This is a genomic window from Pseudogulbenkiania sp. NH8B, from assembly GCF_000283535.1.
GTDB lineage: Bacteria > Pseudomonadota > Gammaproteobacteria > Burkholderiales > Chromobacteriaceae > Pseudogulbenkiania > Pseudogulbenkiania ferrooxidans.
The window spans coordinates 3,309,705-3,324,496 of record NC_016002.1; the positions used below are offsets into that span (position 1 = coordinate 3,309,705).

13 protein-coding genes are annotated in these 14,792 nt (G+C 62.9%); 2 read left to right on the forward strand and 11 right to left on the reverse strand.

Annotation, left to right across the window (positions count from 1 at the left end; translation table 11 throughout):
- Nucleotides 1-101 precede the first annotated feature (101 nt).
- Nucleotides 102-2,984: a hypothetical protein gene (locus NH8B_RS15205; protein ID WP_232503480.1), complete on the forward strand. Its 2,883-nt coding sequence runs from the start codon at nucleotides 102-104 to the stop codon at nucleotides 2,982-2,984.
- 220 nt (nucleotides 2,985-3,204) lie between these two features.
- Here the strand turns inward: NH8B_RS15205 and NH8B_RS15210 are convergent, their stop codons facing one another.
- Complete coding sequence (locus tag NH8B_RS15210; RefSeq protein ID WP_014088071.1) at nucleotides 3,205-5,226, reverse strand: Ig-like domain-containing protein; 2,022 nt, start codon at nucleotides 5,224-5,226, stop codon at nucleotides 3,205-3,207.
- A 195-nt stretch (nucleotides 5,227-5,421) separates the two neighbouring features.
- Between NH8B_RS15210 and NH8B_RS21065 the strand changes: the two genes are divergently transcribed.
- A complete protein-coding gene (locus NH8B_RS21065) occupies nucleotides 5,422-5,724 on the forward strand; it encodes a hypothetical protein (protein WP_014088072.1) in 303 nt (100 codons plus the stop codon).
- Between the two features lie 53 nt (nucleotides 5,725-5,777).
- Here NH8B_RS21065 and NH8B_RS15215 read toward each other — a convergent pair whose 3' ends face one another.
- The 10 genes from NH8B_RS15215 to NH8B_RS15260 all read right to left on the reverse strand — a co-directional run bounded on the left by NH8B_RS15215 (nucleotide 5,778) and on the right by NH8B_RS15260 (nucleotide 14,783).
- On the reverse strand, nucleotides 5,778-6,407 hold the full coding sequence (locus NH8B_RS15215) for a type II secretion system protein (RefSeq protein WP_232503481.1): 630 nt from the start codon (nucleotides 6,405-6,407) through the stop codon (nucleotides 5,778-5,780).
- 2 nt (nucleotides 6,408-6,409) lie between these two features.
- Nucleotides 6,410-6,814: a type II secretion system protein gene (locus NH8B_RS15220; RefSeq protein ID WP_008955093.1), complete on the reverse strand. Its 405-nt coding sequence runs from the start codon at nucleotides 6,812-6,814 to the stop codon at nucleotides 6,410-6,412.
- Between the two features lie 137 nt (nucleotides 6,815-6,951).
- A complete protein-coding gene (locus NH8B_RS15225; protein ID WP_014088074.1) occupies nucleotides 6,952-7,461 on the reverse strand; it encodes a type II secretion system protein in 510 nt (169 codons plus the stop codon).
- A gap of 27 nt (nucleotides 7,462-7,488) precedes the next feature.
- Entirely contained in the window at nucleotides 7,489-9,498 is a 2,010-nt protein-coding gene (locus NH8B_RS15230) for a secretin N-terminal domain-containing protein (protein ID WP_014088075.1), read from the reverse strand.
- Nucleotides 9,495-10,001: a hypothetical protein gene (locus tag NH8B_RS15235; protein ID WP_232503482.1), complete on the reverse strand. Its 507-nt coding sequence runs from the start codon at nucleotides 9,999-10,001 to the stop codon at nucleotides 9,495-9,497. Before NH8B_RS15235 ends, NH8B_RS15230 begins: the two co-directional genes overlap by 4 nt.
- 2 nt (nucleotides 10,002-10,003) lie before the next feature.
- Nucleotides 10,004-10,552 (reverse strand): hypothetical protein, encoded by a 549-nt coding sequence (locus NH8B_RS15240; protein WP_014088077.1) that lies wholly within the window; start codon nucleotides 10,550-10,552, stop codon nucleotides 10,004-10,006.
- Nucleotides 10,549-11,079 carry a hypothetical protein gene (locus NH8B_RS15245; protein WP_014088078.1) on the reverse strand — a complete coding sequence of 177 codons (531 nt, stop codon included), beginning with the start codon at nucleotides 11,077-11,079 and terminating at the stop codon, nucleotides 10,549-10,551. The genes NH8B_RS15240 and NH8B_RS15245 overlap by 4 nt, the downstream gene beginning before the upstream one ends.
- A gap of 2 nt (nucleotides 11,080-11,081) precedes the next feature.
- Complete coding sequence (locus NH8B_RS15250; RefSeq protein ID WP_014088079.1) at nucleotides 11,082-11,915, reverse strand: hypothetical protein; 834 nt, start codon at nucleotides 11,913-11,915, stop codon at nucleotides 11,082-11,084.
- Nucleotides 11,896-13,596, reverse strand: coding sequence for a GspE/PulE family protein (locus NH8B_RS15255; RefSeq protein WP_014088080.1), 1,701 nt, complete (start codon nucleotides 13,594-13,596; stop codon nucleotides 11,896-11,898). Before NH8B_RS15255 ends, NH8B_RS15250 begins: the two co-directional genes overlap by 20 nt.
- Complete coding sequence (locus tag NH8B_RS15260) at nucleotides 13,593-14,783, reverse strand: type II secretion system F family protein (RefSeq protein ID WP_014088081.1); 1,191 nt, start codon at nucleotides 14,781-14,783, stop codon at nucleotides 13,593-13,595. Before NH8B_RS15260 ends, NH8B_RS15255 begins: the two co-directional genes overlap by 4 nt.
- Nucleotides 14,784-14,792: the final 9 nt, after the last annotated feature.

Genomic DNA, 14,792 nt, shown 5'->3' on the forward strand with positions numbered 1-14,792 from the left:
GACGTCGGAAAGCTCCCAGAACGCACTCATCCGCCACGGCGATGACGCCGGGTGGCGACAAACGACCTTTTCTAACGTTTTTCAGACTGCTACTCACTACCTTGCTTCTGGTACTCGGTGCGAGCCCTGCGTTCGCGGCAGATCCGAGCCATGTCAATTTCACACTGGAAGGCTGCCGCAATGACGGCTCCATCACCTTCCCACCCGGAGGCCCCTTTGTTTGCCCTGATGCGGCCTATACCACGGGCAACCTTGGCAAGGGCTGGAATGAGCTGGACCTGGTTCCGCACCGCGTGACAGCGGCTGCTGGCAATTCGGCACCATCAAACCAGAGCTATACCATTGCCGTAGTGGCCGACAACCTGAGCGGAACCGCCTTGGGCTATGACGTCATTTCAGTCCCCGTGCTGAACACCGCGTTGTCTAGCGCCTCGTGTACCGCCCCCACCGTCGGTCCTCAAACGCAAATGTCCCCGGGGCTGGGTGGACTTACCGCGTCGATCTATCGCCTGCTCACCATCAATCAGGCCCAGAACACGACCTGCGTGTATGACTACCATGAGCGTCTGGCACTGGGTTCCCATTTGTTCCCGGGATCGTCGCTCCACTCGAACCTCGCACTCCAGACCGGAGCATCCACTGTTGATTGCTCTGGGCTTGGTTGTCGCGATGTTTCCATCCCGGTGAAGGAAATCCTGCCGCAGAAGCTGGACAAGAACATGAGTGCGGCACAGGGTGGCGACCAGGCGTGGAGCCTGAAAAAAGAAGCCAACCCGGCGGAAGTCTCGTTCGGCGATGTGTGCGTGAAAGATGCGCCGCTTGAAAAGCCGGTCACGATTACCGTGACTTGGACAAAAGTCAGCATCATTCCGGGAACGATCTCGGTGACGGCCAACATTACGGCCACCAACCCCGCATCGCGCACCATTACCGTGGCAGTAAGCGATACGATCTACCAGGGTACGACACAGTCGGTAGCACTGGACACCGCCAACCTCGGATCGTTTGACGTGCCCGCGAACTCCTCGCATGTGTTCACCCACACGGTCACGCTGCCATCTTCGGACGGCAATATCGGTGACTTCCTCAACGATGTAGCCACGGCCACGTATACCGACAAGGATACGGGCATTACCGTACCGGGAAACACCAGTGCGACGGCCAAGGCACAAATCACGGCAGGGACCATCAACAACTCGACGGTCAGCATTACCGATACCGAGTCCATTACGGGCACCGGTCTGACGTTCTCGGTAGCGACACCATCGGTTGGCAGCTTCACGGGTGGATATATTGCCGGCACTCACACGGTCGGTCCGGTAGGGTGGAGTTCGGGTGCCCAGACGGATAGCGGTTCGGTGAGCTTCAACAAGACGATCTACCTGGCAAGCCTGCAGGTCACCAGTGGCGTATTGAGTGACTCGGCCACTCTGACGGGTGACAATAATGTCACCTTGGCGACCGCCGGTCCGCTCAATGTCAATATTTCCTCGTCGGCTTCTGTTGCGCTGACAATTGACAAGGTGATCGATAACTCCAATCCAACGTTCCTGTTTGCGGGTGACAAACTTGACATTCTTTTCCATGTCACGCGAGCCAATGACAGCACGTATGGAGAAGACGTAACCATCTCGTTCACTGGAGGAGGTGCCACCGAACTGACGTCGACCCTGACAGGTCTGGTGCCAGATAACTACACCGTGGTGGAACAATCGGCGACGTTCACGCCGGCTGGCTCCAATACCGGTCAAGTCATCGGCCTATCGGATCCATCGGGTACAACGAAGACCAAGGACCTCACATTGCCCAACTGCTCGGGTACAGTTAAGTACAATGATCAGCTACTGGCTGGCCCGGCATCCGCACAGGTTCAGAAAATAACCGATCCGCTATTGCAGTCTGGCGATCCGGATTTCACCTGGACCTTCACCCTGCAAGGGCCGGGACTTCCGCCAGCCGGAATCCAAGCTACGGCCAATGCCGGCGCGGGCTATGTGGACATTGGTGGTGCCCTGCAAGAAGGCACGTTCACCATGACGGAAACGCTGAAGAGCGGTTGGCAGTTGGATAGTGCGACACCGAATGACGGTACCACCACCACCATCTGCAGCTTCGCGGTGAATTACCCAGCTGACGCAGGCAAGCTGTTCCAGTGCTCGTTCCACAACACCAAGCTTGGCAAAGCAACCGTTGTCAAGACGCAGAGTGGCGCGGCGCTGACAGGCACGGAGTCGTTTGACTTCCAGTTGAGACAGGGAGCCAGCACGACGCAAGCCGGGACTACGCTGGAAACGGCCACCGCCAATGCCGCCAATAATGGCACGTTCACCTTCAGCACCCTGCTGGTTCCGGGTACGCACTACCAGCTTTGCGAAGCGGTACTGCCGGGATGGCAGACTTCGCTGAGCAGCGCCTATACGGTGTTCAACCCGGATGGTGATAACAGTGTGCTGTGCACCGACTTTACGGTAGCGGCAGGTGAAACCAAGTCGTTCGCGGTAGACAACACGCCGCCTCCGGGAGGTAACGCTCGGACCATCGGCTTCTGGAAAAACTGGACAGCCTCCTCTTGCAAGCAAAGCAACGGGAAACAAGCTCCGGTACTTGACCAGACCCTGGCCTTGGCAACGCCTCCGGGCGAACAGGTTGGTACCCTGTACCTGGATGGTTCCAGCACTGATGTTTGCTATGCAGTCTTGCTGCTCAACAAGTCCGACATCTTGACGGGCAAGAAGATGGCAAGCAATCCGCTGTACGGTTTGGCAGCCCAGCTTCTGGCCGCTGAACTGAACGTCACGGCAGGTGCGGCGATTTGCCCGGCAGTCAGCTCTGCCATTACTCAGGCAAACGCCCTGCTAGTGAAGTACGGCTTTAATGGCACCGGCTCGTACAGCAACCTGACCAAGGCGGATGCAACCACCGCCAACAATCTGGCCTCCAAGCTGGACGCTTACAACAACAACCTGCCAAGTGCTTGCCAATAAGGGATAGCAGCGTTGGCACCTTACGAAAGCCCGGCTTCGGCCGGGCTTTTTCACGACTAGCCGTTTTCTTGCCCCCATCACCCGACATCACATCCGGCTTGCCGAGCATGAGCGGCACGCTGGGGACAGCGACCGAAAGAAAAAAGCCCGGCTTGCGCCGGGCCTTCGAATCAACCTTGCTTTGCCCATGATCGGCTTGGCAGGTTGCCCCCTTGTTCGTCTAGCGGCTGATCTGGATCGATACCATGGCAGAGGCGGTGCTGCTGCTGTCGCTGATGGTATAGCTGAAACTGTCGCTGCCCTTGTATTTGCCGTTGGGTGAGTACGTCACGGTGCCGTCGGCATTGATGACTGCTTTCCCATGTGCGGCAGCACCGACGGCGGTGACCGTCAGTTTCTTACCGGCCGGATCTGAATCATTGGCCAGCACGGGAATATTCACCGGTAAGGCTACTTTGGTTGTCGCGCTGTCATTTACAGCCACCGGCGGCTGGGTGGTAGTAGCCGAGCTTGTCGAGAGTGCGTAGGTCGCGGAAGCCGATGCCTTATAGCTGGTGGCGGAGCCATTGGTGGCCGTCGAGCTCACCCCGTAGTAACCGGTCGTGGCGGTCGTGGGCGACGTTACCACGACCGAGGTGCTGCCGCTGCCCCCGGGAGCCAAGCTCAATACCGAGCTAGCGGAACTTACCGACCAGCCGGACGGAACCACCGTGTTCAAATTGAACTGAGAACTGGAGCAGGCGCTTGAGTCCGTATTGGTGACGCTCAAGGTATACGTTACCGCCGTGCCCGGAGTTACCGTGGGACTTTGCCCGGGAGACAGGCTGACAGTCGGGTTGGCGTGGGTACAGGTCGACGTCGATGCCGTTTGGCCTGCCAGGCTCACACTCACACTGGCGCCAGTGGAACTCACCGACTGGACGGTGACGGTGATGCCGGCCGTGCTGTCGGTAAAGCTTTGGCCCGCCGTCAAGGCTGGGTCAATCCAGTCGTTAGTGGACGAACTGTTCGGCGTCATGTCGAGCAGGTAGCTGCTGTTGCCATCGCCATCGGCCCCCGTATGGACCAGCACACCGCTGACCACATTGGGATAGCTGGAGAGATAGGTATCTTGCCCCAGCGCCTGCCTGAGTTCGACGTAATACCATGTCATGTATCCAGTAGTCGGATCGGTGCTCTTCAGAATCTTCAGCGCCTTGGCACCGGTGGTGCTGGTTTCATATGGTTCAATCGCATAGGTGCCAGAGCTGCTCACCGTCGTGATTGTCGGCGAGGTGCCGTAGTTCAACCAGCCAAGCCGCTCTTTCTGGAAGGCATTGTAGTGGGCGGTCCCGGCCGGAGCCCCCATCACATCGAACGGGTCTCCATATTCACTGCTAGTGCAACTGCTGCCGATACTGGTCGCGCCACACTCCATAGAGTGGGAATGATACAGGCCAAGATTGTGGCCCATTTCGTGGGTTACCGCCGTTGTAGCCAAACGGCCGTTCAACCACGCATCGGAAGGAGAGCCGCCGACCGTCCCCATGCCGCTCCAGCCGCAGGTACTGTTGTAGGGGAAGATGTAAACGAAGCGGGTGTACGAGGAGAGATCGATCCCCGCATTGGCCGCGGCGGTATTAGCCGCAGTGGCAATATTGTAGTAACTGCAGGTTTGCGTCATCGGGAGGGTGAGCCAACCGTACACGCTCCCCGTCAGCCAGGTCTGTTGGCTGGAGTTTTCTTTGAAATAGTTGTTGGCCGAGCCGAATACCGTGCTGTTGACCTGGGTCGTGGTAAATGGCTGAGTGGTATTGTCAGTGAAATTGACCAGCAGCACTGCCGTGTTCTGTGCACCAACCGCGTTGGGCGCGGGCATCGCCAGGACTTGATAGGAACTGGTGCTGGAATCAAGCGCCAGTACGTTACCACTTTGCATCCCTCTCACCTTGATTCTGGTGCCGGTCAGATGGGACGGGGCATGCTTCTTGAATTTCAGCTCAAAACGCTTGCCGTCGTTGGTGCGCAGGTAACGTTTGAAGGAGCTGGTTTTGTCGAGGTTATCCCAGTGGATGACTTCGAGCACACCTTCGCGTTCGACGGCGGAGCCGGTTGTTGCAGCAGCCTGATTTTGAGAGGTGGTGTTGGTTGATTGGGCAAGGCTTGGGCCAGAAGCCAGCAGAGCCAGGCCCAACAGCAGCGCCGGCATGACGCGGGTAAACAAGCCCCTTTGGCCGCAGTTCGCGGCGGCAGTTCCAAACATGAGGTTCCTTTCTCATTGTCTGGGAAACTCACCTGCCAACCCGACCCGAATGCGAACAAGACGAACCCGCCCTTTCCTGTACAGGAACGTGACCCCCTTTGGCCCCCTGAGGAAATGACTGAGCAGCGATCGCTTCTTGCTGCGGCCACACCTTATTTATTGCCTTGGCTCCTGTTTTTATAAAGAGAGCCTGGTGTGCGCCAAAACGCTATCAGTCAAGTCATTGCGAATGCCCTGGAACCGGACATCGCCAGTGATTTTTCCCTGATTTCTAATAGATCAGGCCCTCACTATACACACCAAAACGGGATTGCCGAGGCCGTTTCCCGGCCTCGGCACCAGATAAAACAGACTCACTATGCCTTTGTTTTAATTAAGGATATGTCATTAACAAAACAAGATAAAACACGGCCAGTTACGGCAAAACTATGGGGTATTTACAACGCTCGCCAAATGGTTCGAAACCGGAGGGAAGATGATGATGAGCTAGACCGATGAACGGCTGGCGCGAGGGCGGCGGTGCGCGGCAATACGGTCTGGAAGCCTTGAATTCACTGTACGGCGGGCGCCTGGGTCTGATCGTCCGCCGTATCCTCGCTGTCCTGCGCGTCGGATGTCGACGGGGTATTTTGGCTGCCGTTGGCGGTGCCTGGCTGCACCAACTGGTAGCTGAATTGCCAGCGGGAATAGCGCTGGGCGCCCTTGAAGGCGGCATCCGGCGCCGTGAAGTTGTCCACCTTGATCGGGGTGCCGCGCGCCAGGCTGTAGACCCCGGCGATGCCTTCGTCTGGCGCCTTGAGCAACCCCCATTCCTGCTTGCCGGTCACCGGGTCGAAGTAAATCTTGCGCAGATAGCGCTGGGTGGTGGGATAGCGCTTGTCCAGCAGCAGGTCGTCGAGGGTGCGCGGGTAGCGCTTCACCCCGCCGGGAGAGCGCTCGTAATACTGGCGGATGGCTTCGCGGAACTGGTGGCCGACGAACAGCAACTGCTGCTCTTTCTGGCGCCGGATCACGGTGGACCAGACCTCGCCGGTGGCGGCCAGCAAGGCCCCCATGATGGCGACCAGCATCAACACGCCCAGGTAGGTGAAACCCGACTGGTATCGGCCGGCCGTCCCCCCTCCCCTGGCCCGGGAACCGTTCTTCGGCCAACCTTGCGCCATGCTGTTGCGCCTCGCCATGACTACCACTCGCTATACGCCGTGCCGTCCTGCCCCTTGCCGGTGGCTCCACTCTTCACGTCGTACACCGCACCCTTGGACGGATCGTCCGGCGGCACCACCACCCAGGTCGTCGGGCTGTCGGTGAACGGGTCTTTGGGCAGGTTGCGCAGGTATTTGCTGGACACCAGCTCGTCGAGGGTATCGGGATACTTGGCGCGGTCGCCGTAGTACTTGTCGATGGCTTCGCGCAGGGTGGTCAGGTCGCTGTGCAGCACCGCCTCCTTGGAGCGCTCCAGGCTGCTCAGGTAGCGCGGCACGGCAATGGTCAGCAGCAGGGCGATGATGCTCATCACCACCATCAGTTCGATCAGGGTGAAGCCGCGTCGATAACGCCGCCGCCCACCGCATCGCTTGTCCTGTTTCATCCCATGCACCCAGCTTGTCGATGGCGTGGCATCAGCCAGGGCTGGCGCCGCGCCGCAGAGTTTGTCGCCCACCCGGTCGCTCCCCACGCACCGGCCCGACGTCCTTGCCCGAGCGGCGACGACGCGGAGAAGTCGCGTCACCATTGCCGGTAGGGAATGCCGTTCAGCCCGCGCGCCTCCGTCTTCGAGTAGACATCGTAGACATCGTCGCCCTCTTCCGGCGCGTCGGCGGGGCTGGCGTAACTGCGCTTGCCCCAGGTATCGGCGGCGGCGACCAGGGCATCGTCGCGGGCCATCGGGTCGCGCGGAATGCGGCGCAGGAAGTAGAACATTTTCTTCTTGTCGGGGTCCTTGGGGTCGGGCACCCCCTCCACCAGGATCTCCAGCGTCTTCGGGTAGCCGGACTCGTCGGCCGCCTTGGGGATACGCCCCTCGTCCACCGCCTTCTTGTAGGCGTCGATGGCCTCCCGAATCTGGGTCAGGGCCAGACGCAGTTCCTGCTCTTTCTCGCGCTGTACCGCGAGTTCGGCCATCGGCACGGCGACGCTGGCCAGCAGGGCGACGATGGCGACCGTCACCATCATCTCGATCAGCGTGAACCCGCCGCTGCCGAGACGAGCGCGGCGCGATGGCTGGATCGGTGTCACCTCATCGCCCTCCTCCGCCCGCCACGCTTACTTGGCCGGTGCGGCCGGGGCCGCTGGCTGGCTGGGCGGCGCCGATTGATACGGCACGATGCCGGGTATCGGCACCATGGCCGGCGCGCTCGGCGCCGCCGGGGCCGGAGCGGCCGGCGCCGCGGGGGCTTCAGCCGGTACGCCCGGAACCACGGGAGATGGTGCGCTCGTGGGTGCTCCCCCACCCACCACCGCCCCCATGCCGCCGATGCTGCTTTCGGTACCGGCGCGGAATTCCGAAATCTGCCGGTCGGGCAGGTCCAGGTTATGCACGATATGCGGGGTGATCAGCAGCACGATTTCGGACTTGGAACGGGTGTCGTTGTTGCTGGAGAACAGGCGCCCCACGATGGGGAGATCGCCCAGCCCCGGAATCTTGGTGATGGAGCGGCGGTCTTCGTCCTGGATCAGCCCGGCCAGCACCTGGGTCTCGCCATCGCGCAGGCGCAGCGTGGTATCGGCGGCGCGCGAGCCGATCTGATAGGCGGTGCTGGTGCCAAAGTCCACCTGCTTGACGATGCTGCTGACCTCCAGCCCGACGTCGATGGTCACGTCGTCGTCCAGGCCGATGCTCGGCTTCACCTCCAGTTTGACCCCGACATCGAGATAGGACACCGACTGCGCGATACCGGCGTTGACCACGGCGGTACTGGTGAACACCGGCACCTTGTCGCCGATGTGGATCTTGGCCTTTTCGTGGTTCTTGACGCGGATGCGCGGGTTGGCCAGCACGTTGGCGTCGGTATCCTGGGCCTGCAAGTGGAGCACCAGGGCCGGGTTGGCGATGAACGTGGTCAGACCGAGCGGATTGTTGCGCAGGTTGATCACCCCGCTGGCCACCGTCGCCGCCACCCCCGGCGTGACGACCGGCGTGACGGCACCGGTCGTCGGGTTGGTCACCGTCCCGGTCTGCGTGCTGGTGCCGCCGGTCAACAGGCCATACCCCACCTGGCTCGGCCAATCGATCCCCAGGCTCTGCAGACGCGCCCGGTTGACCTCGACCACCTCGACATCCAGGATCGCCTCCGGCTCGGCCAGGTCCTGCGAGGCGATCAGCCGTTCGGCCACCTTGACCGCCTCCGGCGTGTCGCGCATCACCACCAGGTTGCGCTTGTCGTCGACGAACACGTCGCGCGTCTTGAGCAGGGCGCGAATCAGGTTGGCGGTGTCCTTGGCCTCGGCGTTGGCGAGATAGAAATTCTTGATCACCAGCTCCTGGTAATCCTTCTGCTTCGCCGGATTGTTGGGGTACACCATGATGGTGTTGTCGTTGAGGACGCGCCGGTCGAGCTGATTGGTCACCAAGAGCAGCTGGATGGCGTCCTCGATGGTGCTGTTGCGCACGAAGATGGTGGCCTTGAGATCGGGCCGCACGTCCTTGTCGAACACGAAGTTGATGCCGGAGGTGCGCGAAATCACCTCGAACACCGCCTTCAGCGCCGCATCGCGGAACTCCAGCGTGATCGGCCGCGACAGCGCCGACTTGAGCTGCGGGCTGGCCAGCGTGTCGCGCGGCTTCGCCTCGTTGAGCTTGCGCTGCAGAATCCTGGCCTCGCGGTGGCGCGGATTGTCGGCCAGCACCTGCCCCACCAGCGCCATGGCCTGATCCACCGACCCCTTCTGCTGCAGGGCCCGGGCGTCGTCCAGCAACTTGCTGTGGCGACGGTCCATGGCCAGGCTGTCCAGCCCGGAGTTGGCGCGCTGGTTATATGGGTCGATCTTGAGGATGCGGCGATAGCCGGCCTCGGCCTCGTCGAAGTTGCCGTTCAGCTGCGCCGTCACCGCCTGCGCCAGCCACTGGTTGACGGTACGCTCGCGCTGGCTGAACAGGTAGGCCTTGTATTCGGCATTGGTGGGGGATTCCTTGACCGCCTGCTCCAGCTGGGCGAAACCTTCTTCCACCTTGCCTTCGGCCAACATCCGCTTGCCTTCGACGAAGGACTTGTTGCTGGCGCACCCGGCCAGGACAGACAGGGCGACCAGCATGAGAAAGAGTAAGCGTTTCAATTTGCTCCCCCTATTTCCAGGGATTGCTGCATGCTCAGCGGCAGGAAAGTGAACGTCATCGTTGGTGGCGCGATGTTGTCGACCCGGTAAACCCCGTCGACGACGTCCCCCGTTTTCAGTGCCAGGTTACGATCCCCCTGCGTCACGAACACCGTGACCTGATTGCCGTCGATCACCTTGCCCAGATAGCTGAACGGCAAGGGCGGCGGCGCGGGCGGCGCCGGTTTGGGCGGCGGCGGCGGCACGAACCAGGTCTGGCGGGCAAAGATATTCTTCACCTCCTTGTCCTCGCCCTCCGCGCCCGCGCTGCGCTGCAGCGTGTCGATGCTCATGGCCAGCAGCACCGGCGCCTGATCCTGCGGCTTGGCGCCGGCATGGCTGCGCGGCTCGACCCCGACCACCGCGCGGGAGCCCTCGTCGCCGCCATCCGGCCACACGGCCAGCAGCAGGGTGAGCGCCAGCGCCCCGCCCAGCAATGCCCAGCGTTGTCGTTGCGACAGCATGCTCATGCCCCCCGTAGCAGCACCACCAGGCGGACCGTGGCGTCCAGCTGCTCCTGGCCGATGTTCTCGCGCCTCAGGCGCAGGTCGGCCAGCATCGCCGCCGGATTGTCCTCTAGCACCTGGGCCAGGAACGCCCGCAAGCGGGTATACGAACCGCTCACCGGCAGGCTGATCTCGTAGCGCCACAAGCGGCCGCTCTTGTCCGGGGAGATCTTATACTCGCCCTTGGGCAACACCAGCGACTGCGCCTCGGCGGCGGCATAGATCTTCTCCAGCCAGACCGGCGCGCTCTCGCGCGGCGGAAACGACTGGTAGAAACGGGCCAGGCGCAGCTCCGGGCCGAGCTCGGGCTTGCGCGCCGCCTGGCGCAACCGGGCGATGTCACGCTCCTGCTCCCGGCCTTGCTGCAGCAAGGCGGCCTCGCGCTGCTGCAGCGGCAGCGTCACGGTGAGGTGAAACAGCCCCGCCCCCAGCACGGTGGCCAGCAATAGCGCACCCGGCCAGCCCAGCTGCCGCAAGGTGTAACGCAGGCGTGGCAGCAGGGTGTTCATGGCTCGGGCTTCCACGCCGCCAGCACCGAGAAGCGGAACGGCTTCTCGTTATCCTGCTGATTGATGTGATGCTCCAGCAGGACCACGCTGCCCAGCCCCGGCTGCTGTTCCAGCCGTTCGATGTAGCTCAGCATCGCCTCGCGCTTCTTCACCTCGGCGGTAATGCGCACGCTGTGCTTGAGCGGATCGGGCTCGACCGCCAGCAGCGCCACGTCGTCGGTCTTGCTCTGCTCCAGCGCGGAAAACAACGCCGGCCAGGGCTGGTTCAGGCTCTGCCAGACCGCGTTGGCCTGGTTGATCGCCTGATCGAGGCCCTTGTCGCGCGGGCGCTCGCGCGCCGGCTGCAGCCGCTGCAGGGTGTGCCGGTTGTCGGCCACCGCCTGTGCCCGGCGCTCCACCTCGTGCGAGACGGAGAGGTAATACCAGGCGCTCAGCAGCAGCACCAACAGCGCCGCCAGCACCATCAGCAGGGCCTTGCCGGCGAGCTTTTCATGCTTGCGCACATAGTCCAGCTCGATCGTGTGCATGTTCACTCTCCCATCAGCGCCATGGCGTACTCGGCGCCGGCCTCCGGCGGCAGTCCGGGCAGGGGTTCCAGTGGCAGCAAGCGGATGGTCGTCCCGTCCGTCTGCGGCCACGCCGCCTCGGGCACCTCGGCCGCGAAGGCGAAGATGTCGTGTGGTGCCCCCCCCGTCTCAAGGCGCAGCAACATGCGCTGCAGCAACTCGGGAAGCACGGTGGCGGCGTCGGTGGGCGGCAGGGGCTCGAACACCAGCCCGCCCCACTGGCCATCGTGGAAACAGGCCAGCCCGATGCGCCCCGGCTCGGTCAGCAGGAAGCAGCCGCTGTCGCTGACCATGCGGCGGCGCCAGTGATTGAAGGCGGCCATCAGGTAGGGCTGCACCGAGTCCAGCTTCACCCCGCTCTCCTGCGCCACCTGATGCAGGGCCAGCAGCAGCTCCGGGTCGATGGCGCTGGCGATCAGCGGCGTGCCGAAGCCCCCGCCGCTCCAGCGGCACTCCCAGCGCTCCGCCTCGTCGCCGTAGACCTGGCGGAAACAATGGTGCACCATCGCCCGCCACTCTTCGTCCGAGCTCAGCTGGTCGTTCCAGGGAATCAGCAGATAACGCACAAAGTGGTTGGAGATCACCAGCGTCGCCGTCGCCTTCTGCCACTCCGGCGCCTTCAGCGCCTCGCGCAACACCGCGACCGCCGCTTGCCAGCCCGCCGCGGCCTCCGCCTCCGGACAAGGCACGATGCACTTGTCGAGCAGGTGCGGACGCAGTCCATGGGAAAACCGCATCAGGATCACCCGGTCCGGACACAGCGCCATCTTGACCCGGTCATTCAACGAAAGTAACACGGTTGATTTCCTGTAAAGTGGTTTCCCCGCGCTTCACCAGCTCGACCGCGGCCTGACGCAGAAAGCGCGTGCCGTTGCGGCGCGCCACCTCCTTGATGTGCCGTATCGGCTCGCGTGCCACGATCAGCTCGCGGATCTCGTCGGTCAGGCGCAGCATCTCGCCGATCGCCTTGCGGCCCTTGTAGCCGGAGCCGCGGCAGTGGCCGCAACCGCGGCCGCGGCGGAACTCGATCGTCGCCGCCAGCTCGGGCGACAGGCCGGAAACCGCCACCAGCTGGGCGTCGGGTTGATCCGCCTGGGAACAGTACGGGCAGTTCAGCCGCACCAGGCGCTGGGCGAAGATGCAGTTCAGCGCCGAGACGAAGCTGTAGGGATCGACCCCCATATGGACGAAGCGCCCGATCACGTCGAACACGTTGTTGGCGTGCACCGTGGTGAACACCAGGTGGCCGGTCAGTGCCGCCTGCACCGCGATCTGCGCGGTCTCGGTATCGCGGATTTCGCCCACCAGGATCTTGTCCGGATCGTGCCGCAGGATGGAACGCAGGCCACGGGCAAAGGTCAGCCCCTTCTTCTCGTTGACCTGGATCTGCAGCACCCCGGACAGCTGGTACTCGACCGGGTCCTCGATGGTGACGATCTTGTCGTGTCCGGTGTTGATTTCGGTCACCGCCGCGTACAGCGTGGTGGTCTTGCCGCTCCCGGTCGGCCCGGTCACCAGCACCATGCCGTAGGGGTCCTGGATGTAGCGGCGGACTTCCTCGATGGACGCGGCGTCGAAGCCCAGGTTGTCGAGCCGCAGCCCTTGCAGCTGGGTGGTCAGGGCGCGCCGGTCCAGGATGCGCAGCACGGCGTCCTCGCCGAAGATGCTGGGCATGATGGAGACGCGGAAATCCACCTCGCGTCCCTGGATGGCGATCTTGAAGCGGCCATCCTGCGGCACTCGCCGCTCGGCGATATCGAGATCGGACATCACCTTGACGCGCGACACCACCTGCTCGGCCAGATCGATGCCGTTCAGGCTGCCAACGGCGTCCAGCACGCCGTCGATGCGGTACTTCATCACCAGCCCCGCGCCGTCGCTCTCGAGGTGGATATCGCTGGCCCCCACCTTCAGGGCGTCGTAGATGATGGAGTGCACCAGCTTGACCACCTGGCTGGTGTCTTCACTGATCGACTTGTAGGAAATGTCCTCCACCAGGGAGGTCGCGGCGGCCTGGTCGGCTCCGCCGGCCAGCAACACGTCCACCGCCCGCCACGACGCCTCCTGGCGCGTCAGGAAGGCGCTCAGATCGGTCCGATGCACCAGACACCAGCGCGCCGGACGAGCGACGACGTGGTCGGCCCAGGCCTGCAGATCGGCGTTGAGCGGATCGGCGAACAGCACCAGCAGATCGCCCTCGCCGTCGCGACACGCCAGGCACTCGTGACGCACCGCCTCGGCGTAGGGAATGACGTCGAACGCCGGCTGCAGGGCATCGAGATCGGCCATGGCCAGGGCCGGATAATGGAAGGTCTCGGCCAGACTCAGCACGAAGTGTTCATGGGTCAGGCCGGAGTGCTCTTCCAGCACGTCCAGCGCGGAACGCTCGCGGCGGCGCGCCTCCTCGCGGGCCTGCTGCAGCTGTTCGGGCGTGAAGCGGGCCGGCGCCTCCGGCATGGGGGACAGATCGCTGCTCATTGGATACTCCCGGCCAGCTCGAATATCGGCAGGTACATCAGGATGACGACTCCGCCGATCACCAGCCCGATAAAGGCCATCAGCGCCGGCTCGAACAGGCGCGTGAAGCGTTCCACCGCCTGAGCCATTTCCTCTTCGTAGAAACTGGCGATGCGCTCCATCATGCCGCCCATCTGACCGGTGCGTTCGCCCACCCGCAGCATGCGCAGCGCCACCGAGGTGGTCAGGCCGTTGCTGCTCATGGCGAGGGAAATCGAGCGTCCCTCGCGGATGTCGCGGGCGGCCTGCAGCAGCTGTTCGCGCAGCGAGGCCTGCAGCAGGCCGGACACCATCCCCAGCGCCTGCACCACCGGCGTGCCGCCGGTCAGCAGCATGCCCAGCATGCGGTAGAAGCGGGCCAACTGGTAAATCCGCATGCGCTGGCCGATGGCGGGAATCTTCCACAGCGTCGTGCCGATCCAGCGCTTCACCCCCGCCAGCGAGAACAGGTACACGCTCCCCCCCAGCACGGCGAGCAGCGCCAGCAACAGGGTGATGGCATGGGCTTCGATCAGTTGCCCCCAGGCCAGCAGCAAGCGGGAGAACAGCGGCAGTTCGGTACCCATCGCCTCGTAGACGTGAGCGAAGCGCGGCACCACATAGGACAGCAGGAATACCAGCACCAGGCAGCCGACGGTGATCAGCAAGCCGGGGTAGATGGACGCGTTGATCATTTTCTTGCGCACCAGGTCGGCCTGCGTCTGGTACGCCACGTAACGACCCAGCGCGTCTTCCAGATCGCCGGTCTTTTCACTGGCTCGTACCGTGGCCAGATAAAGCGGCGGAAAGATGTCGGGGAACTGCTGCAACGCCACCGACAAGGTCTGGCCTTCGTACAGGCGCTGGATCAGACGCTCCAGCACCCGGCGCGACTCCGGCCGCGGCTCCTTCTCGTTGAGTGCTTCGATCGCCTCGACCAGCGCCAGCCCGGCCTCCAGCAGCGACAGCAGTTCCTGGGTAAACAGCAATAGCTGGAAGCGGCTATGTTTCAGCGTCGGCAGGGCGAGAGACGACGACTTCTGCTTGATCGCCAGCACCGTGTAGCCCTGGCTCTTGACCTGGTTGACGGCCTCGCCGTCGTTAAGGGCTTCCAGCGCCAGTAAGGTCACCTCGCCACTGTTCTTGACCGCTTTTATCTCGAAGCGCATGAGCTGTCG